We start from the raw sequence: 20,108 nt of genomic DNA, 5'->3' as shown, positions 1-20,108 counted from the left end.
TCAATTCCTCCTAGTGGTGAGCAATAATCTGCTGATAATCCTGCCACTGACCGTTTATCCGAACAAAGTAAGTTGGCGTAAGGTCAGCAACTTCACCCGAAGCTTTATTTGCACGCCACCGGTATCCCACCATAATTCCCGTTACTTTATCCGCTGGAATTCCCACAGCCATAAGTTGGTTAAATACCTCCGCCGTAGCTGGGAGGTGAACCTGATGCGTCCCCGCTTCTGACGGAATTGCCACCTGAAGGCCGTACTGGGACAACGTCACTGACAAAGTCGCCGTGGTTGTCTGCCGGATAGTATACATTCCCCGACTAACCGGCGAAATAACTGGAAATCCGTGTACGTAACTACAATAAGTTACCGCATGATACTGCTGCGAATAACCTAAAAAATGAACAGCGGTCAATCCTATGTCCAGGTTATTTAATTGCTTAACGTTGTTGGTTAGGATCGTTGTCGCATTACCTCGTTGTCCCCGATGCCGGTACTGGTCGTATGCGATTACACCTTTCCTTTGGTTAACGGTTAACCGTTGGTTACTATCAGTATATGTTGTTGTATTCGCTTGTTGCCGCGAATCGATAGTATATGAACTATTTGCCCCCATTAACCGGGTAACTAGCTGGTTAACCGGCTGCTTATTCACAAGATAACTTACCTGCGGCATGCTCAATCCAGCCGGATATGTTACTGTCATCCGCCCAGCAATTTGACGAAACGCAACGGGAATCCGTCGCCCCGCTAACGTAACCAGGAGGTGCGCTAGCTGGCGAACCGCCGCCCCTCGAACTGGTACCACGTATTCTTGACGATGAGCATCATCTAGCAAATACAGCCGGTCGGGGTTTTTTGTAGAAATCATTACGTGGTTTACCTGAAACGAATCCCCACTTCCCCCACGATGAAGAAGTTTTTTAAATAACCCCCCTGGAATGGTATCCGGGTAACTAAGGATAACCATATCAGCCCGGTGAAACTCCCCCTGATAATCATGGGCAGTAAGGGCAACCGGCGTTATCCGGCCAGCATTAGTTGCTGCTAACCCCCGCTGAATTACGCGAACGATTTTATTCATTTTCGCCTGTACTTGTTCTTGCTTTCCGCCCGAATGATTAACCACCACCGTTGTTGGAACGTACAGATCACTCACCTTCCGGGTAACTGCCTGTGTTGTTGGTTGTCGAAGAGTCGGCGTCCGCTTACTGTGCGGCCGTTGGAAGGGATTTGCCCATATCAAAAACGAAAACGTAACACTAATAATCAAGGCCAAGAGAAGCGCGATGTGCAACCAGTTTTCCCGAAACCATCTAAGCATTCTCATCCCACAGATCTCCTTCCTCGTATTCTTCCGACGGTAGGGAAATAAAGAACGTTGAGCCCTTTCCTTCCGTACTAGTCACCCAAATCTTACCGTGAAGAAGTTCAATTACTTCCTTAGAAATGGCTAATCCCAAACCAGTGCCTCCCTGAGCCCGCGAACGTGCTTTGTCAACCCGGAAAAAGCGATCAAAAATATGATCAAGGTCCTTTTTTGGAATCCCCAGTCCCTGGTCAGCCACACTTAAAACAACATTATTCCCCTGCTGTTGCAAGCGGCACGTAATCGTTCCGCCATCCGGCGAATACTTCACCGCATTAGTCATAATATTATCAATCACCTGCGTAAACTTATCCTGGTCAACTTCTGCCCACAAACTCGTTGTTGTAAAGTCTCGTTTAATGGTGAGTTGCGGTTCCCTTGCTTCTTTATTTTTAGCAAGCATCATGTCAAATCGATCAAGAATGTAGCTAAATAGTTCGTTAATATTCACGAGTTCCAGTTCAAGCTTAACTGTTCCAGAATCCATCCGGGAAAGGTTTAACAGGTCGTTAATCATCCGGATCATCCGGTCGGTCTCATCCTGCGTTACCCGTAAAAATTCCGGAGCAACTTCCGGGTCCTTCCACGCTCCTTCGTTAAGAGCTTCAATGTAGCTTCGGACACTTGTCAACGGTGTCCGGAGTTCATGCGAAACGTTGGATACAAACTGCCGCCGCTCCCGGTCGACACGTTGTTGTTCGGTAACATCATGGAGCACACAAACCAAGCCCGCCGTGTACCCTGTCTGCTGCTGAATTAGGGAGAAAAACGCCTTCAAAATTTGCTCATGACCATCATCAGACAGGTTAATCTTAATTTCATCTTGCTTTTCAAGAAGATCACGGAAAGCGTACTGACCACGAATCCCTAAAACGTCTAAGATTGATTTCCCAATCACGTCATGTTCCGCCACCCCCAGTAGTGCACATGCCTTATCGTTAATAATGGTAATCAGCCCCCGGCGGTCAGTCGCTAACACACCATCAGACATGTGGGTCAGCACGCTATCCAGCCGCCGCCGTTCCGCTTCTGTTGAAGCCTGGGCATTCTCCACCCGAACCGAAAGGTCGTTAACCGCCGTTGCCAGTTCGCCTAATTCGTCATTGCCATACACCTTTACCCGTCCCGAGTAATCCCCCCGGGCAATTCGGGTGGTTTGCCGCTTCATTTCTTCAATTGGTTGGGTAATCGTTCTGGCAATTAGTAGTGCCAACAACAATCCGACCACCGTTGCAATCAGTGATGCCGTTGCAAAAATCATCGTTACGTTATTTACAGCGTTATATACGGCGTCAAGGCTTGCTCGGATATAAACGGCCCCCACAACCGTGTTCGTGTTCCCCGTCGTACTTAACAACGGGGTAATTGTGACGTAATACCGGTGGTTATCTGAGCGGTTAACCAGCATCTTTGTATCCGTTTTGCCGTCATACAAGACCCGCTTAATATCATTATCCGTTGTCTTTTGACCAACCAGGTTACGCCCGTCAGTGTTGCTAACTCCCCGAATAACCCCCTTAGGATCAACCACTTGAATCGTCATGATGTTATCGTTGTTAATCCCCGCGATCACCTTATGAATCCGGGCATCCATATCCTTCGTGGGATGACTCATCACCGAAACCAATGTATTTTCAACGTACGATGAAAGCTCCGTCCGCTGCTTAAACGTCTTCAGGTTATCCGTTTTAAGTTGCTGAACAAAAATAATGCCCACGATTTGAAAAATCAATAGTAATAACAACACAAACGAGAAGGCAATCTTAACGTAGATTGATCGTAGCGGGTTAGTCCGCTGTTTAATCCGTTCTTTCCAGCTCATGGAATTAGCCTACTCTTCTTCTGGGTTCCGCAGGTAATAGCCTACTCCCCGCCTGGTTACAAGCCAGACCGGTCGACTCGGAGTATCCTCAATTTTTTCCCGTAGCCGACGTACCGTTACGTCGACCGTCCGAACATCCCCGAAGTAATCATACCCCCAAACCGTTTGTAATAGGTGTTCCCGGGTCATTACTTGGCCTAAATGCTGAGCTAAATAACTTAATAACTCAAACTCCCGGTGGGTTAATTCAATTTTTTCCCCGTTTTTTGCCACCGTATACGACTTTGGGTAAATCACGAGGGAGCCCACCTCAATGTTTTGGTCCTCCGCAGCCTCTTCCTGAGCGCTCGTGACGTTTGCTTCCTGACGCCGCAGGTTGGCCTTTACCCGAGCTACCAGTTCCCGGTTGGAAAATGGCTTGGTTACGTAATCATCCGCCCCCATTTCAAGTCCAAGAACCTTGTCAATCTCTGCATCCTTGGCTGTTACCATAATAATTGGCATGTTATATTCCTTCCGAACTTCCCGGGCAACTTCAAGGCCGTCAATCTTTGGAAGCATGAGATCCAAAACGATCAGGTCAGGGACAATCTCTTTAACCTTCGTGAGAGCTTCCTCCCCATCGTAGGCGGTATGCACTTCATACCCCTCCTTTGAGAGGTTAAACTTGATAATATCAGAAATTGGTTTTTCGTCGTCAACAACCAGAATTTTTTTCATCTTGTTGTCCTCCTTTTTTGGGGATAAATTCTCTACTAACTCGGCCTAATTATACATCATTCCCGAATAGCGCTAAAACCCTTGTCATTTTGCTAATCCTCTTCATCATGAATTTTTTGAAAAAGAGGGTTGCAATCATCATGATTAGCTGGTAGTATATATATCGTCGTTGGAACGGAAGTTGTTCTTACGGTAATTAAAAATATGGGTGGTTAGCTCAGCTGGCAGAGCAACGGACTCTTAATCCGTGGGTCCAGGGTTCGATCCCCTGACCACCCATCAGAGATTTACCCAAGTCTTCGTTTTTAGAGCGGGGGCTTTTTGTTTTCGTACGTTAGTCAGAAATACCCCTCATCTACTGATATTTTACAACTGACACTATGTTCTTTAGGTTAGGCTAATACATTTAGTTCTTTACGATTTTCTTTCATTCACTGGGAATACTAGCCAAGAACTTTTTACCCGTGATACAATCGTCATGGTTCGATAGTAATAAATTATGAAAACGAGGTGCACCATGGCAAACGAAGGCATTACAAAGCAACAATCAAACACGATTAACGACCTGTTATTCCGGCTGTACGACCGGGTTCGGTACGTAGAAGACAGTGAATTAAAAAAGAGTCCGTTCAGCGATATCACTGCTCGGGAACTTCACCTGATTCACGTCGTTTCTCTCCATGACAAAAAACCGATTTCTCGGATTGCCCGGCAATTGAACCTAACAAAGGGGACCCTGACAAAGAGCATTGATCAGTTAGAACGGAAGGGTTATGTGGAGCGGATTCGTAGTAAAAAGGACCGGCGGGTCATTAACATTGGCCTTACTAAGAAAGGACGCGTTTTGTACCGGGCCCACAATAAGCTTCACCAGCGGGCGATGAGCTCCTTGTTAAGCGGAATGGACAAGAACGAAGTTGAAGCACTAATCAACGCCCTTCAGCAAATGAGCGACTATTTCGAAACGTTTAAATAGTATAAAAATACCCTGGTGGTTATTAGAACCACCAGGGCTTTTTTTATACTACCAGTAAGATTGGCAACTTTATCCTTCTTTTACCATACAAACAGCCCAACCATTGCGGCTGATAGCAGCGATACCAGAACTCCAGAAAGAAGCATGTAACCTACGTTTGCCGAAATGACATCGTTCTTTTCACGGTTAACAATTCCCTTAAAGCACCCGATAATCATCCCAATCGTTGATAGGTTAGCAAATGACGTCAGGAAGACCGTCAAAACCGCCTTAAAGTGCGGTGCAAAGTGGCCGACCTGGTGCATAACTTTTAACATTACCACAAACTCGTTCGTTACCAACTTTGTTCCCATGTACTGGCCCATCTGAAGCGCCGTATGCGGATCTAACCCTAATAACCACGCAAACGGGAACATAACATAACCCAAAATCTTTTCAACTGTCCAAATGTGGCATAACTCTAATATCTTGTCTAGTAAAGCAATCAGGGCTACAAAGGCGATAACGTTAGCTGCAATGATCAGAACCAACCGGCCAGCACCTAAGATTGAGTCCCCCAAGAAGGAAAAGAATGGCTCCCGCTTACCATCTGCTTCAACGTCACCGGATGCCTCGGCTGCTGCTCCGGTAATCGTTGCCACGGTATCCTCTTCCTTGTCAATATGAACCGGGTTCAGCATTGACGTAACAATTAGCGCGTTTACCACGTTTAGCGGCACAGCCGTAAGAATAAACTGTCCAGGCATCATCTGCATGTATGATCCCAGAATCGACGCCGTCACACAACTCATTGACATCATAGCAAGCGTTAGGTTCCGCTTGGCCTTCATTTGCTTTAACTGGAGTTGTGATACGGCCAGTGCCTCTGTATTCCCGAGGAACATCATTTCAACGGCAAAGAATGACTCAAATTTCGGCTGCCGTGTAATGAATGCCAAAATCTTTCCGACCCACTTAATAATGAACGGGAGCACCCCGATGTATGTCAAGATGTCAAACAGCGGCACGATCATTAAGATTGGTAGCAATGAACTAACAAAAAAGTCCATCTGCTTAACATGCACCATGCTTGGAATTGCAAATGCAATCCCAACGTAGGCTTCCTTTACCAACGTATCAAACGCACCAGCCGCCCACTTAATCATATCCTGACCCCAACTAAAACTGGTCATAAACCATGCTAAGAACAGGTTCAGCACAACCATCACAATGATTCCGTACCAGTTAATATGCTTGCGATCCTTGGAAAAAATCCACCCAACCGCAAGGAAGATGATGAGCCCAAGAATGTTAATTGCTAACTCCACAACTTCTCCTCCTCAAAAATAAAAAACAATTGCACAACACAAAACATAAACGCTCATATTGTACCTGTTTTTTCAAAAAATGTAAATTATTTCGCCGATCTTTCAGCCTTTTTCATCTGCGATTGTTCGTTTTATCGGGAATACTACCTCCTAAGTGGGGAAGGTGCCGCAACAAAATTTCCAACACCGTTGTGCTAATTACCATGTTAAGAACAAAGCTTGATCCGTTTACAACGGCGGAATACGCCACCGGACCAAGCCCCCACTGAACGTACGCGCCCCAAAAAACAATACCTGCATAAAAATGAATGAGATACTTCACCCCAACCCCAGTTAAACACGCTACCATAATCCAGTGAAACACCGGCCGGTTAGCACGAAGGGCAGCATGAAATCGGGATGCCCATATTCCAGCCAACCCTACACTCATGCTTGCCACCGGGTATTCTAAAATCCCCTGCCAGACCGTCAAAATTTCTGCCCGTCCAAATAAAACAGGAAGAATCCCCCAAAGAAGGCCCGCATATACGCCGATCTTCCACCCCCGCCGCAAACTAACCAGGACAATCGGAATAATTCCCAAAGACAGGTCAATCCATTCAACGGTGGGCACCGTCATTGTGAGGGCCGCCGCTAGGGCCGCCATCAACGTTCCTTCAATTACTGCTTGCAGTGTCTGCTTTGCCATAAAAAAACCTCCCTGCGTTCTTCCAACACAGCGAAGGTTACTTCAATACCACACAATTCCTACGCTCGTACTAACGAACAGGTTCAAAGGGTCAGGAACAAATCCACTCTCAGCCAATTGGCTCCCCCTGTGTTGGTTAAACGTTTTCAAATTATCTTTATTCTAGTACACCGCTTTCCCCCATGCAACTATTTATCATTGGGACACCGCCGTTCCCAATCAACCCTAATTTCGTCCAAAGCGATATCAGCTCTCATCACTAATTCTCCATCATTGTAATTCTGTGCATCATAACGTCCCCCGCGACGTACACCCTTCCAAAGGGCGACCGGATCTGTAAGTCTACTTCCGTTCCAATTATGCCCCAGTTTACCATTAATTCCCCCTTACAAGACGCTTTACTTATAAGAGCAACAAATCCGGCCCACCCTCAACTAGGGGACCGGAAAACTAATTATTTATTTTTCTTTGTCGTTGGCGTTCGCCCTTGCTGAGTGGCAAGCTGCTGCTTATAGCGTTCATTCCCCCGCCTTAGTTCAACGACCGTCCAAACCAATAAAGCGATAATGAACACGTCAAGGATGTACGCAACCATTGCGCCGAGGTGCTGCTCAGCCGGCGTTGGGTTACTACTAAAGAAGGCAGTCATCTGATCAGGCAGTCCCTGTATGTTAAGGAACGTCAGGGTAATAACCGAAATCCATCCCAGAACCTTAACCCACCAGGTATTCTTGTACTGTCCCATTTCTAACTCACTATCCGTCATCATCAAAAGCGGCAACATCGAAAATGGAAGCGCTAGGGCCAGGAAAACCTGCGAGTTATTCATCAGGTTATTGATGGCAATATGTTGCCGAATTTCCGATTCACCCGCCGTTGTCAGAACACACAAGAGTACAGGGATAACAGAAAGCAGTCGGGTAACTAACCGCCGGGCCCACAGTGGCATCTTCATATGAATAAATCCTTCCATGATGACCTGTCCGGTCAATGTCCCGGTAATCGTTGAGTTTTGTCCGGAAGCCAACAGGGCGACCGCAAAAAGAGTTGAGAGAATCCCGGATCGGGCAACCGTCGCTAGCATCCCGTTACTTACAGTGTTGGGATTGTGGAGTGCCTGATATAACCCAAAAAACGAGGGGTCCTTAATAGCGCCCGTTTTAAAGACAGCAACTCCCATGATTAATAGCAAGGCGTTCACAAAGAATGCCGCTGTCAACTGGATGTTTGAGTCCCACGTTGTAAAACGCACCGTTTGCTTTACGCTTTCCTCATCATCATAATTAATCTTCCGCGTTTGTGAAATTGCCGAGTGGAGGTATAGGTTATGAGGCATTACTGTCGCCCCGATAATCCCAAGCGCTCCACTTAACGGGGTGGTTCCGTTAACCACCGGATGACTTGCCATCACCTTTGCGCTTGGAATAAAGCCCGCAATTACAGCGCCCCACCTTGGATTAGACAACGCAACCTGGTAAATAAACACTCCAAGAATTACGAGAATCAGACAAACGACCAACGCTTCAATCTTCCGGAACCCAATCTTTGTTAGTAAAAGCAGCACCATTACGTCCGCAACCGTAATGAAAACCGCAATAATTAAAGGAATATGAAAGAGAAGATTTAACGCAATTGCGGCTCCTATTACCTCCGCGATATCCGTTGCCATAATGGCAAGTTCCGTCAGAATCCACAAAACAATTCCAAGTGCTTTACTCGTCCGCGCCCGAATTGCCTGCGCCAGGTCCATTTGCGTGACAATACCAAGTTTAGCTGCCATGTACTGTAAGAGCATCGCAATCAAGCTTGATATCAGGATTACTGACATTAAGAGGTAACCGAAGTCTTGGCCCCCCGTGATTGACGTTGACCAGTTTCCGGGATCCATGTATCCCACTGCAACCAGCGCCCCTGGGCCGGAATACGCAAGAAGTGTGCGCCAGAATCCCTTTCCCCTTGGGACTTCAACGGTCCCGTTAATTTCCTCAAGCGACTTTCCGTTTGCGTATTCCAGCAAACGGTGTTTCTTTTCAGCCATTGAAAATTTCCTCCCCAATAAAAATTCCACTATTAATATAGCACACGCATTTAGTAAATGACAGATATTTTTTTTGGGGTACCAAAAGTTTTGCTGGTGTTATCAAACAACTTACGTTAGAATAGCGGTGAACATATGTAACCATTAGAAAGGAAGATTAGATGGATACTGAAAGTGTTAAAAACATCAAAAAGATTCTTGTCGGTGTTGACGATTCGGCTGATGCCCAACTTGCATTCCGGGTTGCCATGCGCCGCGCAATTGACCTTAATGCCACCCTTTATATCGTGTCAGTCTTAGAAAAGGATGAAATGAACGTCTTTCAAGTCCTGGATGACGATTACGTTCATGGCGAACGAGAAGAACTCAAAAAACACCTTCTCCGTTACCAAAAAATTGCCGAGGAAGCTGGGGTCATCGACGTTCGCATTGTAATTGCCGAGGGAGATCCTGGCGAAACAATTGTCAAGGAAGTTATCCCAAGCATTAGTCCTGATCTTCTTATTATTGGGGCCCTTTCAAAACAGGGGATTCGCAAGTACTTTGGTTCGCAAGCTGCATATATGGCAAAATATGCTCCATGCTCCGTCTTCGTTGTTCGGTAAAATCCATCCTTTATCATGAAATGATAAAAAAGGTTGAGACTGCTTGTCCCAACCTTCTTATTATTTTCAACTGATTCAATGCTGAAGTGAGCAACCATGGTACAGTTTTACAAACCATCATCCTTACTACATAGTTCGGTCAGTTTGCTATTATCCCACCATGATTATTTTCTTCGTTCTGTCACATTTTTCTTTTATTTCCCGGGAAATTAACACAAACAAATTTAATATTGTGTTTCCCTGAAGGAATGGTAAAATGTAACCGATGATTTTAAAATTTCTAAATTAGGAAGTGAACGGTATGCATAAACCAAAAAAACGCCGTACGCCTTCCCTTGCTAACCGGATTAACCTTATTCGGGCAGCAGTTATGGGCGCAAACGATGGCATTCTTTCGATTGCCGGAATTGTTCTGGGTGTCGCGGGGGCGGCGGTTAGCCCCCATAACATTCTATTATCTGGTCTTTCGGGAATGCTGGCCGGAACCGTCTCCATGGCGATGGGTGAATTTGTATCTGTCAGCTCCCAACGGGATACCGAAAAACAAGCCATTACGGACGAAACAATGGCTCTTGATGAACATTATGATGAAGAATTCAACTTCATTAAGAATAAGTACGTACGAACGGGCATTTCGCCTGCTCTGGCAGCCCAAGCAACGAAGGAAATGCTCGCTGGTGATAGGCTGACCGTGGCAGTGCGGGAACGTTACGGGTTTGACCCAGCTGATAAGACAAGTGCGGTTGGGGCGGCAATTGCTTCAATGATTTCATTTCCAACTGGCTCACTTCTTCCGCTTCTTGCAATCACCCTTTTCCCGGCATCAATTCGGATTGGGGCAACGATTATTGCAGTTGCGCTTGCCCTTGCAATCACGGGGTATGCAGCCGCCGTTTTAGGAAACGCGCAACGGGGAAAAGCCTTAAGGCGAAACGTTCTCTTTGGGTTACTTACAATGATTGTAACCTATGTAATCGGGACCCTTTTCGCGTAAGGAGGAGCACTCATGACAACAAAAGCTAGTAAAAAAGAACACCAGACCCTAGCCGAACGGGCAAATACATTACGCGCAGGAGTCCTTGGGGCCAACGACGGAATTTTAACAGTTGTGGGCGTGCTATTTAGTATGGCGGTCGCGACAACTAACCACTTCGCTATCTTCATGGCCGGACTTTCTGACTTATTAGCATGTGCGTTTTCCATGGCATCAGGGGAGTATACTTCCGTTAGTTCCCAAAAGGACACCGAAAAAGCCGTGGTCGCAGATGAAAAACGCCATCTGGGTGAACGTCGGGAAGAAAACCTTGCAACTGTTACCCGGTATTACCAAGAGCGGGGCGTCTCTGCCCAAACAGCTCGAGAAATCGCAGCGGAACTCATGGATAAGGACCCCCTTGGAACAATTGTCCGAATCAAGCACGGCCTTACCTTAGGTCATTACCTCAACCCATGGCATGCTGCCTTTTCATCTCTTGTATCAGCAGCCTCAGGGGGAATCTTCCCCCTCGTTGCCATGACGTTTCTTCCAACTGCAATTCAATGGTCCGGAACCATCATTGCAGTAATCCTCTCGGTTGCTCTTACCGGTTTTTTAAGTGCTAAACTTGGCAATGGCACTATCCGAGTGGCAATGATCCGGAACGTTATTATTGGAATTATCACGATGTTCATTCACTACTACGTGGGATTACTTCTTTAATTTTTCAATTCAATTACTAAAGAACCGGGCTTCTCGTACGAAGCCCGGTTTTCTTATCGAAAAAGTTCCTGGAGGTGCTGTGTCCGGTAGCAGATTTGTGTAATAACCACCGTTCCAAGGGCCTTAAGTGTATCACCCGGCAAAAACACCAAGTTCGCCACAACCGCCTTTCCGAGAGCCATATGGCTAATATGCGCTAACCATAACGTCCCTAATCCATCAATTAGAAGAACCCCACAAAGCATTACGAGAAGCCACTGCCGCCAAAAAGTCGTCATTACCCCAAAATGGTGCACGGTTGCCCCAATCAGCAACGCTGCTAGGGGATACGCCATTACGTATCCGCCCGTTGGACTAACAAGAACCGTCAACGGTGAAACACCACCAGGAATCCCGCAAATTCCCAGAAGCATCACAACCAAAACGGCCAGTAACCCGCGCCGACCGCCCAACAGGGTCCCTGCCAGCATAATTCCCATGTTTTGCAAAATAATTGGGACCGGAATAAACCCAACCGGAATCGGAGGTAATAGTCCCATTACACAAATAATTACCGCCATCATTGCAATTTGAAGCAGGTGCCGTAGTCTAAGTTGCACAAAAAAACCTCCCTCTTTATTTACGTTAACTTAAATTTGGTATTAGTTAACACAAATGATTATACTAGAAAGGTTTCAAAACGCAAGCTTTTTTATTCATACAGGGCTGCGAGTTGTTGCACCGTCGCCGTCAACGTATAGCCCGCATTTACAAAGGCCACTGCATTAGCAACACTATAAGTCAACTTATCAGGATGGCCATGCGCCGCAGCCGCTACCAGTTCATCCACCCACTGTTGCTCATCAAGGGGACAAACTCGTACCTGCCCCACCTGATGGGCCTCTGGTGATTGGTTAGGTGAAATGAGTGCGGGGGTACCATTTGCGATATTTTCCTGCAAGGAAAGAGAAAGCCCCTCATAAAGTGATGGCAAGGCAAATAAATCAAAGGTGTTCATCACCAAACGTGGGTTACGCAAAAAACCAGTAAACGTAACGTTTGCCGTAATTCCAAGTCGAGCAGCTAACTCCCGGGTAGCTGCCAGTTGTTTCCCGTCGCCCACTAAAACAAGGTGGGTTGCCTGATTTTGCTGGTGAACCCGCGCAAAAGTCCGTAATAAAAATTGTTGATTTTTCTGGGGAAGAAACCGGCCCAAGTGGCCAATTACAAACTTATCCGGAGCAATTCCTAAACGTTGCCGTGTTATTCGTGCCTGGTGGGCATCAAACCGATACTTTTCAGGAGCCACACCGTTTACAATCACCTTAAAGGTGGCTCGCTGTTGCACTGCCGGTGGATAAAAATAATCAGCCGCAAACTGGGAACACGCAATGAAATCCGTTGCCTTATGTGCCGCCACAATCATTCCAAGTCGGTGAAGTCGATCCCGTTCCCACCGATCTTGTCCCCGCCGGTCAGCATGAGCGTGGATAATAATCCGTTGAAACCCTTCTTCTCGTGCTAATAAAATAGGGGCAAAGTTCACAAGTGTATCCAGATGCAGATGAATTATTGAACTTGTTTGTCGCGCAACCTGTAATTCCCGGCGTACTGTTCGTAAATGCTTCATTAGTTGATCTGGACGCTTCCCAAAGGGAGCTGCCGTCCGGTATTTTCCTAACTGACGTAACCCTTCATCCGGATGTTCCCGCGCAATGTTAATTACCCGAAAACGAAATCCCTGCGAACAAAGTTGCGTATAATTATTCCGAACAAAAGCGGTTATTCCGTTATCCTGATTAAAAGGTCCTAAAAGTGTAATTGTCTTCATTCATCTTCCTCCGTTATCATTTCCCGGAGTGCATGAGGCCACTCTGACGGATACGGCGCCGTAATTACCCGGTGCTCGTTAGTAAATGGAACCACAATCCGCTGCTGAATTCCATGAAGCATCAATCCCTGCTGGGAAGTATTTCCTGGGAAATATAAAGGATCACCAATAATTGGATGGCCGTTAGCCGCACAATGTACCCGTAACTGGTGGGTCCGCCCCGTTTCAAGCGTCAATGCCAGTAGCGTTGCGGTATATGTTCGGCGGAGTACCTGGTAATGGGTAACCGCTGACTTGGCTGCCATTCCCTCAACCTTCCGTTTCCGCCGGTCCTGCGGATCCCGCCCAATTGGCTGGGTCCACGTTCCGGATAACTGTGAAACCTGACCCTGAACAACCGCCACATACCGCCGCTTTATTCTTCCTAAACTAATATTCCGGTCAAGAATCGGAACGACGACCGGATTTTTAGCAATAATCATCGCCCCGCTTGTTTGTTGATCAAGCCGGTGAACCATATACGGAGCTTCCTGGGAATGACCTGCAAGGTACCCAGCAGCCGCATTCATCATGGTTTGCTTTTCTGTTTGCCAGTTTGGATGACTTTTTAGTCCTCGAGGTTTATTAACGACCATTAAATCACGATTTTCATACAACACCGTACATGGTAAAGTCTCGTTAACAACATAATGCGATTCTGGGGTACGAAACTCCTCACCGTTAAAGACCATATGCACCTGCATACCACGTTTAACCCACGTATTCATTGCTTGATATTTGCCGTCTACGGTAACTGCCCGGTTAACCCGCAAATAATGAACAATCCGGCGGGGAAGAAGCCATGTTCGTTGAAGTAACTCACGAAGAGATTGTTCTCCCTGGGTTAACCCAACCTCTTGTGTAATTTCCCAATACATCAGTTTTCCTCGGGATGATGCTGGGCAATTAGCCGACACTGCTCACAATATGGGTGTTGAATAAAATCCCGCCAAAACTGTGCGTTAATTTCCTCTACGTGGCCACACCGGTGACACCGGACAACATAGTTATTGCCAACCGTCAACATATTACGGCCCATCGCCGGAATCTTAACTAGCTCTAATGTCTTAGTTAGCATCTCCGCCATTTGGATCACCTCAGTTTCCATTATACCGCATCACGTTAACCACTTTTTGCCGCAAAAAAAAAGCCGGATTCCAAAATCCAGGCTTCTTTTTGAATTACTGATTAATCTTCGGCCACAAATGGTAACAGACCCATAATCCGCGCCCGCTTAATTGCGACCGTCAACTTCCGCTGGTTCTTAGCGCTTGTTCCGGTTACCCGACGTGGTAAAATCTTTCCCCGCTCTGAAACGAACCGCTTCAGCAAATCTGTATCCTTGTAATCAATGTATTCAATGTGGTTTGCGGCGATGTAATCAATCTTCCGCCGCCGCCGGCCACCACGACGCTGTTGTGCCATGAAAATCCCTCCTTCGCTCGCTAGAACGGCAGGTCGTTTTCAGAAATCGTTGTGGTATCCCCAGTCCCATTATCTGCAAACGGATCGTTGCCGTCCTGCTGGCCATTTGCTGGTGCTGAATCCGCCGGACCTTGTTCCGGAGTAGAAGTGCCCCCCGCTGGCATCCCAAAGTCCTGATTATCACTAAACGTATTCTGCACCGCACCATTACTTTGAGGTGCACCCTGATTACCATTCTGCTGCCGGTACCGGTCTGAATCTGCCTTTGATTCCAAGAACGAGAAGTTATCAGCAACAACCTCTGTCCGGTAAACCCGGTTCCCGTTCTGATCATCATATGACCGGGTTTGAATCCGCCCCTCAACGGCAATTAAAGCCCCTTTATGGGTGTAGTTTGCCAACGTTTCGGCTGACTTTCGCCAAATTACGCAGTTAATGAAATCAGCTTCCCGTTCGCCATTTTGGTTCTTAAACTGGCGGTCAACGGCCAACGTAAAGTTCGCCACGGCAACCCCTGACGGTGTGTACCGTAAGTCCGGATCACGCGTTAACCGCCCAACAAGAACAGCCCGGTTAATCATGGTGCATTCCTCCTTTAAAGTCAGTTATTTAAAACTAATCTTCCCGCTTAACGATCATGTGACGAAGAATCCCGTCGTTGATCTTAGCAAGCCGGTCAAATTCGTTGATTGCGTCTGCATTCTCTTCCTTAACGTTTACAATGTGGTACATTCCCTCACTGTAGCCGTTAATTTCGTATGCGAAACGCCGCTTTGACCAGTCCTTTGAATCAATCACCTCAGCACCGTTATCAGCTAATACTTTATCAAACCGGCTAACCAGTTCGTTCTTAGCTGCCTCATCCAGTGATGGGTTAATGATGTACGTAATTTCGTACTTTGTCATGACTGTGTCACCTCCTTATGGACTATTGGTTCTTAAATGATAAGAACAAGGAGTAACCTATCGTAAGGTACTCACGGTTAATTATTGTATCATTCCTCCAAACTAAAAACAACGAAGAGTTACAACCCGTAGCTATTTATAACTACGTCAAAAAGGGCCTCTTCGTCGTTTTTTTTTGTACTATTTTTCGTCTTACTTTCCCGAAGCACCTTCATCTGGCGAAACGGTTTCTTCTGGCACTACTTTTGCCATCGTAGAAACATGAGAATCATCCGTTAAGTTAATTAAATGAACCCCCATCGTTGCCCGACCAGTCGATGAGACACTCGCCGCAGCGAAGCGGATAATAACCCCCTTATCGGTAATCACCATGATATCCTCGTCACCCGTAACGGTAGTTAACCCAACTAGTGGGCCATTCTTAGCGGTAATGTTAGCCGTTTTAATTCCCTTGCCGCCCCGGCCTTTAACGGGGTACTCGCTCACTGGTGTTTGTTTTCCGTAACCATTAGCAGAAATAACTAGCACCTGTGCTCCTGGAATTAACAAATCAGAACCAATCACATAGTCATCATCCCGCAGCCGAATTCCCCGAACTCCCGTGGCTGACCGCCCCATTGATCGAACCTGGTCCTCCCGGAAACTTGCCGCATAGCCGCTATGGGTTCCAATAATAATATTTTGATTACCATCCGTTACGGCAACGTTAATCAGTTCATCATCGTCTTTCAGGTTAATCGCTTTTAACCCGTTACTCCGAATATTCTCAAATTCAGCTACCGCCGTACGCTTAACAACGCCCTTAACGGTAGTAAAGAAGAAATAGTGGTTTCCATCGCGGGCATCCTTAGACAGGTTAATCACGGTTTGAATCCGCTCATCCCCTGCGATATTAAGGAGATTAATTATTGGAATCCCCTTTGCAGCCCGGCCGTATTCTGGGATTTCGTATCCCTTCATCCGGTAAACCTTTCCCTTATTCGTAAAGAAGAGAAGTTCTTCATGGGTTGACGTTGTTAAGAGATGTTCGATGAAATCATCATCATGAACGCCCATTCCTTGAACACCCCGGCCGCCCCGATTTTGGGACTTAAAGTCCTTCGTTGGAAGGCGCTTAATGTAACCGTTATGCGTGAGGGTTACCACGACGTTTTCTTCTTCGATTAGGTCTTCATCTTCAATACTCAGAACTTCACCAACCATGAGTTCTGTCCGCCGTTTGTCACCAAACTTCTCCTGAATGGCAAGAAGTTCGTTGTAAATAATCTCCTTAATTCGTTCTTCGTGAGCCAGGATGTCCTCGTAATCAGCGATGGCCGCCATCGTCTTCTTGTACTCGTTATCGACCTTTTCACGTTCCAATCCGGTTAATCGAACAAGGCGCATATCCAGGATAGCTTGCGCCTGCTTATCACTCAGCTGGTAGTTATCCATCAACTGGTTCTTCGCAATCTCAGCTGTCTGCGAATTTCGGATAATACTAATAATTTCATCAATGTGATCCAGCGCAATTCGTAATCCCTCAAGAATATGGGCCCGCGCCTTCGCCTTCTTCAGGTCAAACTGTGTCCGCCGCCGAATAACACTTTCTTGGTGATCCAGGTAGTACTGTAAAATTTCTTTTAGGCTAAGCAGCTTCGGCGTACCGTTCACAATTGCAAGCATGTTAAACGTGTACGACGTCTGCATCAACGTTAGCTTGTAAAGGTTATTAAGCACTACCGATGCGCTCGCATCACGCCGGACATCAATCGTTATCCGAAGCCCATCCCGGTCAGATTCGTCCTGGATATTAGTAATCCCGTCAATCTTCTTTTCCCGCGTTAACTCAGCAATCCGCTCAATTAACTTGGCTTTATTAACCATATATGGAATCTCATGGACAATAATTTGTTCCTTGCCGTTCGGTTGCTCCTCAATATCAACCTTTGCCCGCAAGGTTACCGTTCCGTGTCCCGTTTCGTATGCCTTCCGGATTCCGGATTTACCAATAACAACCCCACCAGTTGGGAAATCAGGTCCTGGGATTGCCTCCATTAAGTCTGTCGTTGTCGCATCTGGATTTTCCATCAGAACATGCAGCCCCGAAATTACTTCCGCCATGTTGTGCGGCGGAATATTGGTTGTCATCCCAACCGCGATTCCAGTTGCCCCATTAACCAGGAGGTTGGGGAACCGAGCCGGAAGCACTTCTGGTTCCCGTTCTGTTCCATCGTAGTTGTCCTGAAAATCAATTGTGTCCTTGTTAATATCCCGGAGCATTTCCAGCGTAATCTTACTCATCCGGGCTTCGGTGTACCGCATTGCGGCCGCACCATCACCATCAACCGAACCAAAGTTTCCATGCCCGTCAACTAACAGATACCGGTAACTAAAGTCCTGCGCCATCCGAACCATTGACTCGTAAATTGCCGCATCCCCGTGTGGATGGAACTTCCCCATTACGTCCCCAACAATTCTGGCCGACTTCTTATACGGCTTATCAGGAGTAACCCCAAGCTCGTTCATCCCATATAAAATCCGCCGGTGAACGGGTTTAAGGCCATCCCGCACATCTGGTAACGCCCGGGCAACGATTACACTCATTGCGTAGTCCAGGAACGATTCCCGCATGACCTTTGATAGGTCAACATCCTTTATGCGGTCTGGTAATTCAACCACTTGTCACATCCTCCTTACGTTATTGTTTCACATGAAACATTCTGTTCCACCATTTGAGCAACAGCAAAATTCTTTAAATATCCAGGTTTTCAACAAATGTTGCGTTGTCTTCAATAAATTGCCGACGCGGACCAACATGATCTCCCATCAACATTTCGAAGATCCCGTTTGCTTCCTCTGCATCAGATAAATCTACTCGTAGAAGCCGTCGGTTTGCCGGATCCATTGTAGTTTCCCACAATTGCTCGGCGTCCATTTCACCAAGCCCCTTATACCGTTGGATAACCGGTTTCGGACTTGGCGGAAGTTGCCCAAGTACTTCCTCAAGTTCTTCATCCGAATCAATGTACTTAATCATCTTTCCCTGCCGAACCTGATATAGTGGTGGCTGAGCAATGTAAACGTAACCCTTTTCAACCATTGGCCGCATAAACCGGTAAAATAACGTTAAGAGCAACGTCCGAATATGCGCCCCATCAACATCAGCATCCGTCATAATAATCAGTTTATGGTAGTTCGCTTTATCAACATCAAAGTCATCCCCAAAACCCGTTCCTAAGGCAGTAAATAAGGAGCGAATTTCATCGTTTGCTAAAATCCGGTCTAAGCTTGCTTTTTCAACGTTTAAAATCTTTCCCCGAATTGGAAGAATTGCCTGTGTTAACCGCGACCGCCCCTGTTTAGCGGAGCCGCCAGCAGAGTCCCCCTCAACGATGAATAACTCTGAAATCTCAGGATCCTTGCTGGTATTATCTGCCAATTTCCCAGGGAGATTACTAATTTCTAATCCGTTCTTCTTCCGCGTTACCTCGCGCGCACGCTTAGCGGCAACCCGCGCCTTAGCGGCTAACATTCCCTTTTCAACAATCTGCTTTGCAACCGTTGGATTTTCCAGCATAAACTTTGAAAAGGTGGCGGTAAAAAGTTTATCCGTGGCGTGCCGGGCATCAGAATTTCCCAGCTTCGTTTTCGTCTGTCCCTCAAACTGCGGGTCCGGATGCTTAACCGACACCACGGCTGTTAATCCTTCCCGAACATCCTCCCCAGAAAGGTTGGGATCGTTATCCTTTAAGATTCCATTCTTCCGCGCGTAGTCGTTGATTACCCGCGTTAATGCAGTCTTAAATCCGGCTTCGTGCGTCCCCCCTTCATACGTATGAATGTTATTCGTAAACGTTAGTAGATTTGAATGGAAGTCATCCGTGTATTGCAACGCAACTTCAACGGTAATCCCATTTTCCTCACCTTCAACGTAAATCGGTTCCGGAAAAAGCTTCTTCTTCCCTTCATTTAGGTAATCAACGTAGTGTTTAATTCCTCCCGCATAATGGAAATCCGCGTGGATCGGTTCTTCCGACCGCTTATCATCAATCGTGATCCGCAGTCCCTTGTTTAGAAAAGCAAGTTCGCGAATCCGGGTCGTCAATACGTTAATATCATACACCGTTGTTTCCCGGAAAATATCAGCGTCAGGTTTAAAGTGCACCATCGTTCCGTGCGTGGCAGTATCACAATGACCGATTACTTCCATCGCGTGAACAACTTTCCCGCGCTTAAAATCCATCCCGTAGATGTTTGTATCACCAGCCCGCATTACCTGAACATCCAATTCAGTTGCCAAAGCATTTACGACGGAAGCTCCCACCCCGTGAAGACCACCAGACACCTTGTATCCGCCACCGCCAAATTTTCCACCGGCATGCAGAACAGTAAAGACGGTCTCAAGAGCAGGCCGTCCAGTCTTGGGTTGAATATCAACCGGAATTCCCCGCCCGTTATCCCGAACGGTAATGCTATTATCCTCCTCAACGGTTACGTTAATCTCCGTTGCAAAGCCTGCAAGGGCCTCATCAATCCCATTATCAATAATTTCCCACACAAGGTGGTGCAGCCCCTGAGAACTAGTCGAACCAATGTACATTCCTGGGCGTTTACGGACAGCTTCTAGTCCTTCCAACACCTGGATTTGACTGGCGTCATATTCCTTCGCCGCAGCCTGTTTAGCCGCCGTTGTTTTTTCTTCTTCAGTCAAGGTGATTCCTTCCT

19 protein-coding genes, 1 tRNA gene and 1 riboswitch are annotated in these 20,108 nt (G+C 46.7%); of the genes, 5 read left to right on the top strand and 15 right to left on the bottom strand.

The genetic code is table 11. From position 1 onward, the window contains the following. Positions 1 to 10 precede the first annotated feature (10 nt). From yycH to yycF, 3 genes are read right to left on the bottom strand one after another with little or no spacing between them, the layout of a single operon-like run. Complete coding sequence (yycH, locus tag ACI3E1_RS05185) at positions 11 to 1,327, bottom strand: two-component system activity regulator YycH (protein WP_405024593.1); 1,317 nt, start codon at positions 1,325 to 1,327, stop codon at positions 11 to 13. After that, positions 1,314 to 3,188, bottom strand: a complete 1,875-nt coding sequence (gene walK, locus ACI3E1_RS05180) for a cell wall metabolism sensor histidine kinase WalK (protein ID WP_405024592.1) — start codon at positions 3,186 to 3,188, stop codon at positions 1,314 to 1,316. The genes yycH and walK overlap by 14 nt, the downstream gene beginning before the upstream one ends. Positions 3,189 to 3,197: 9 nt before the next feature. Then, entirely contained in the window at positions 3,198 to 3,908 is a 711-nt protein-coding gene (gene yycF / locus ACI3E1_RS05175; RefSeq protein WP_405024591.1) for a response regulator YycF, read from the bottom strand. Positions 3,909 to 4,114: 206 nt separating this feature from the next. On the opposite strand from yycF, the gene ACI3E1_RS05170 reads away from it, so the two are divergent. Further along, a tRNA-Lys gene (locus tag ACI3E1_RS05170) sits at positions 4,115 to 4,187 on the top strand. 238 nt (positions 4,188 to 4,425) lie between these two features. After that, positions 4,426 to 4,884 carry a MarR family winged helix-turn-helix transcriptional regulator gene (locus ACI3E1_RS05165; RefSeq protein WP_405024590.1) on the top strand — a complete coding sequence of 153 codons (459 nt, stop codon included), beginning with the start codon at positions 4,426 to 4,428 and terminating at the stop codon, positions 4,882 to 4,884. Between the two features lie 80 nt (positions 4,885 to 4,964). On the opposite strand, the gene ACI3E1_RS05160 is transcribed toward ACI3E1_RS05165, so the two are convergent. From ACI3E1_RS05160 to ACI3E1_RS05150, 3 genes are all read right to left on the bottom strand, one after another. Beyond that, positions 4,965 to 6,191 carry a NupC/NupG family nucleoside CNT transporter gene (locus ACI3E1_RS05160; RefSeq protein ID WP_405024589.1) on the bottom strand — a complete coding sequence of 409 codons (1,227 nt, stop codon included), beginning with the start codon at positions 6,189 to 6,191 and terminating at the stop codon, positions 4,965 to 4,967. 112 nt (positions 6,192 to 6,303) lie between these two features. Continuing rightward, a complete protein-coding gene (gene thiT / locus ACI3E1_RS05155) occupies positions 6,304 to 6,879 on the bottom strand; it encodes an energy-coupled thiamine transporter ThiT (protein WP_405024588.1) in 576 nt (191 codons plus the stop codon). Between the two features lie 38 nt (positions 6,880 to 6,917). Continuing rightward, a riboswitch (TPP riboswitch) is annotated at positions 6,918 to 7,017 on the bottom strand. 316 nt (positions 7,018 to 7,333) lie between these two features. Continuing rightward, on the bottom strand, positions 7,334 to 8,917 hold the full coding sequence (locus tag ACI3E1_RS05150; protein ID WP_405024587.1) for an Nramp family divalent metal transporter: 1,584 nt from the start codon (positions 8,915 to 8,917) through the stop codon (positions 7,334 to 7,336). Between the two features lie 161 nt (positions 8,918 to 9,078). Here ACI3E1_RS05150 and ACI3E1_RS05145 point away from each other — a divergent pair, with 161 nt between their 5' ends. The 3 genes from ACI3E1_RS05145 (at position 9,079) to ACI3E1_RS05135 (ending at position 11,221) form a co-directional block, all read left to right on the top strand. Beyond that, positions 9,079 to 9,522, top strand: a complete 444-nt coding sequence (locus tag ACI3E1_RS05145) for a universal stress protein (protein WP_405024586.1) — start codon at positions 9,079 to 9,081, stop codon at positions 9,520 to 9,522. Positions 9,523 to 9,823: 301 nt separating this feature from the next. Beyond that, positions 9,824 to 10,516, top strand: coding sequence for a VIT family protein (locus ACI3E1_RS05140; RefSeq protein WP_405024585.1), 693 nt, complete (start codon positions 9,824 to 9,826; stop codon positions 10,514 to 10,516). A gap of 12 nt (positions 10,517 to 10,528) precedes the next feature. Then, positions 10,529 to 11,221, top strand: a complete 693-nt coding sequence (locus tag ACI3E1_RS05135) for a VIT family protein (protein ID WP_405024584.1) — start codon at positions 10,529 to 10,531, stop codon at positions 11,219 to 11,221. Between the two features lie 53 nt (positions 11,222 to 11,274). Here ACI3E1_RS05135 and ACI3E1_RS05130 read toward each other — a convergent pair whose 3' ends face one another. From ACI3E1_RS05130 to gyrB, 9 genes are all read right to left on the bottom strand, one after another. Beyond that, complete coding sequence (locus tag ACI3E1_RS05130; protein ID WP_405024583.1) at positions 11,275 to 11,820, bottom strand: biotin transporter BioY; 546 nt, start codon at positions 11,818 to 11,820, stop codon at positions 11,275 to 11,277. Between the two features lie 92 nt (positions 11,821 to 11,912). Then, positions 11,913 to 13,031, bottom strand: coding sequence for a glycosyltransferase (locus ACI3E1_RS05125; protein WP_405024582.1), 1,119 nt, complete (start codon positions 13,029 to 13,031; stop codon positions 11,913 to 11,915). Beyond that, positions 13,028 to 13,948: an RluA family pseudouridine synthase gene (locus ACI3E1_RS05120; protein ID WP_405024581.1), complete on the bottom strand. Its 921-nt coding sequence runs from the start codon at positions 13,946 to 13,948 to the stop codon at positions 13,028 to 13,030. Before ACI3E1_RS05120 ends, ACI3E1_RS05125 begins: the two co-directional genes overlap by 4 nt. Next, positions 13,948 to 14,178: a hypothetical protein gene (locus ACI3E1_RS05115; RefSeq protein ID WP_405024580.1), complete on the bottom strand. Its 231-nt coding sequence runs from the start codon at positions 14,176 to 14,178 to the stop codon at positions 13,948 to 13,950. Before ACI3E1_RS05115 ends, ACI3E1_RS05120 begins: the two co-directional genes overlap by 1 nt. 80 nt (positions 14,179 to 14,258) lie before the next feature. After that, positions 14,259 to 14,495, bottom strand: a complete 237-nt coding sequence (rpsR, locus tag ACI3E1_RS05110) for a 30S ribosomal protein S18 (protein ID WP_405024579.1) — start codon at positions 14,493 to 14,495, stop codon at positions 14,259 to 14,261. A 20-nt stretch (positions 14,496 to 14,515) separates the two neighbouring features. Next, positions 14,516 to 15,076, bottom strand: coding sequence for a single-stranded DNA-binding protein (ssb, locus tag ACI3E1_RS05105; protein WP_405024578.1), 561 nt, complete (start codon positions 15,074 to 15,076; stop codon positions 14,516 to 14,518). Positions 15,077 to 15,110: 34 nt separating this feature from the next. Continuing rightward, positions 15,111 to 15,401 carry a 30S ribosomal protein S6 gene (rpsF, locus tag ACI3E1_RS05100; protein WP_405024577.1) on the bottom strand — a complete coding sequence of 97 codons (291 nt, stop codon included), beginning with the start codon at positions 15,399 to 15,401 and terminating at the stop codon, positions 15,111 to 15,113. A 192-nt stretch (positions 15,402 to 15,593) separates the two neighbouring features. After that, on the bottom strand, positions 15,594 to 18,062 hold the full coding sequence (gyrA, locus tag ACI3E1_RS05095; RefSeq protein WP_405024576.1) for a DNA gyrase subunit A: 2,469 nt from the start codon (positions 18,060 to 18,062) through the stop codon (positions 15,594 to 15,596). 73 nt (positions 18,063 to 18,135) lie between these two features. After that, the gene (gene gyrB / locus ACI3E1_RS05090) at positions 18,136 to 20,094 is read right to left on the bottom strand and encodes a DNA topoisomerase (ATP-hydrolyzing) subunit B (RefSeq protein WP_405024575.1); all 1,959 of its coding nucleotides are present in this window, start codon (positions 20,092 to 20,094) and stop codon (positions 18,136 to 18,138) included. Positions 20,095 to 20,108: the final 14 nt, after the last annotated feature.

The organism is Ligilactobacillus sp. LYQ139 (assembly GCF_045033025.1).
Lineage (GTDB): Bacteria > Bacillota > Bacilli > Lactobacillales > Lactobacillaceae > Ligilactobacillus.
Note: the sequence above shows the minus strand (reverse complement) of the source record. Positions and strands in the feature narration are given on the sequence as shown.

What these genes read in the sequence shown, in the direction of transcription:
- yycH (WP_405024593.1), bottom strand. Translation starts at nt 1,327, where the DNA reads ATGAGAATGCTTAGATGGTTTCGGGAAAACTGGTTGCACATCGCGCTT.
- walK (WP_405024592.1), bottom strand. Translation starts at nt 3,188, where the DNA reads ATGAGCTGGAAAGAACGGATTAAACAGCGGACTAACCCGCTACGATCA.
- yycF (WP_405024591.1), bottom strand. Translation starts at nt 3,908, where the DNA reads ATGAAAAAAATTCTGGTTGTTGACGACGAAAAACCAATTTCTGATATT.
- ACI3E1_RS05165 (WP_405024590.1), top strand. Translation starts at nt 4,426, where the DNA reads ATGGCAAACGAAGGCATTACAAAGCAACAATCAAACACGATTAACGAC.
- thiT (WP_405024588.1), bottom strand. Translation starts at nt 6,879, where the DNA reads ATGGCAAAGCAGACACTGCAAGCAGTAATTGAAGGAACGTTGATGGCG.
- ACI3E1_RS05150 (WP_405024587.1), bottom strand. Translation starts at nt 8,917, where the DNA reads ATGGCTGAAAAGAAACACCGTTTGCTGGAATACGCAAACGGAAAGTCG.
- ACI3E1_RS05145 (WP_405024586.1), top strand. Translation starts at nt 9,079, where the DNA reads ATGGATACTGAAAGTGTTAAAAACATCAAAAAGATTCTTGTCGGTGTT.
- ACI3E1_RS05140 (WP_405024585.1), top strand. Translation starts at nt 9,824, where the DNA reads ATGCATAAACCAAAAAAACGCCGTACGCCTTCCCTTGCTAACCGGATT.
- ACI3E1_RS05135 (WP_405024584.1), top strand. Translation starts at nt 10,529, where the DNA reads ATGACAACAAAAGCTAGTAAAAAAGAACACCAGACCCTAGCCGAACGG.
- ACI3E1_RS05125 (WP_405024582.1), bottom strand. Translation starts at nt 13,031, where the DNA reads ATGAAGACAATTACACTTTTAGGACCTTTTAATCAGGATAACGGAATA.
- ACI3E1_RS05120 (WP_405024581.1), bottom strand. Translation starts at nt 13,948, where the DNA reads ATGTATTGGGAAATTACACAAGAGGTTGGGTTAACCCAGGGAGAACAA.
- ACI3E1_RS05115 (WP_405024580.1), bottom strand. Translation starts at nt 14,178, where the DNA reads ATGGAAACTGAGGTGATCCAAATGGCGGAGATGCTAACTAAGACATTA.
- rpsR (WP_405024579.1), bottom strand. Translation starts at nt 14,495, where the DNA reads ATGGCACAACAGCGTCGTGGTGGCCGGCGGCGGCGGAAGATTGATTAC.
- ssb (WP_405024578.1), bottom strand. Translation starts at nt 15,076, where the DNA reads ATGATTAACCGGGCTGTTCTTGTTGGGCGGTTAACGCGTGATCCGGAC.
- rpsF (WP_405024577.1), bottom strand. Translation starts at nt 15,401, where the DNA reads ATGACAAAGTACGAAATTACGTACATCATTAACCCATCACTGGATGAG.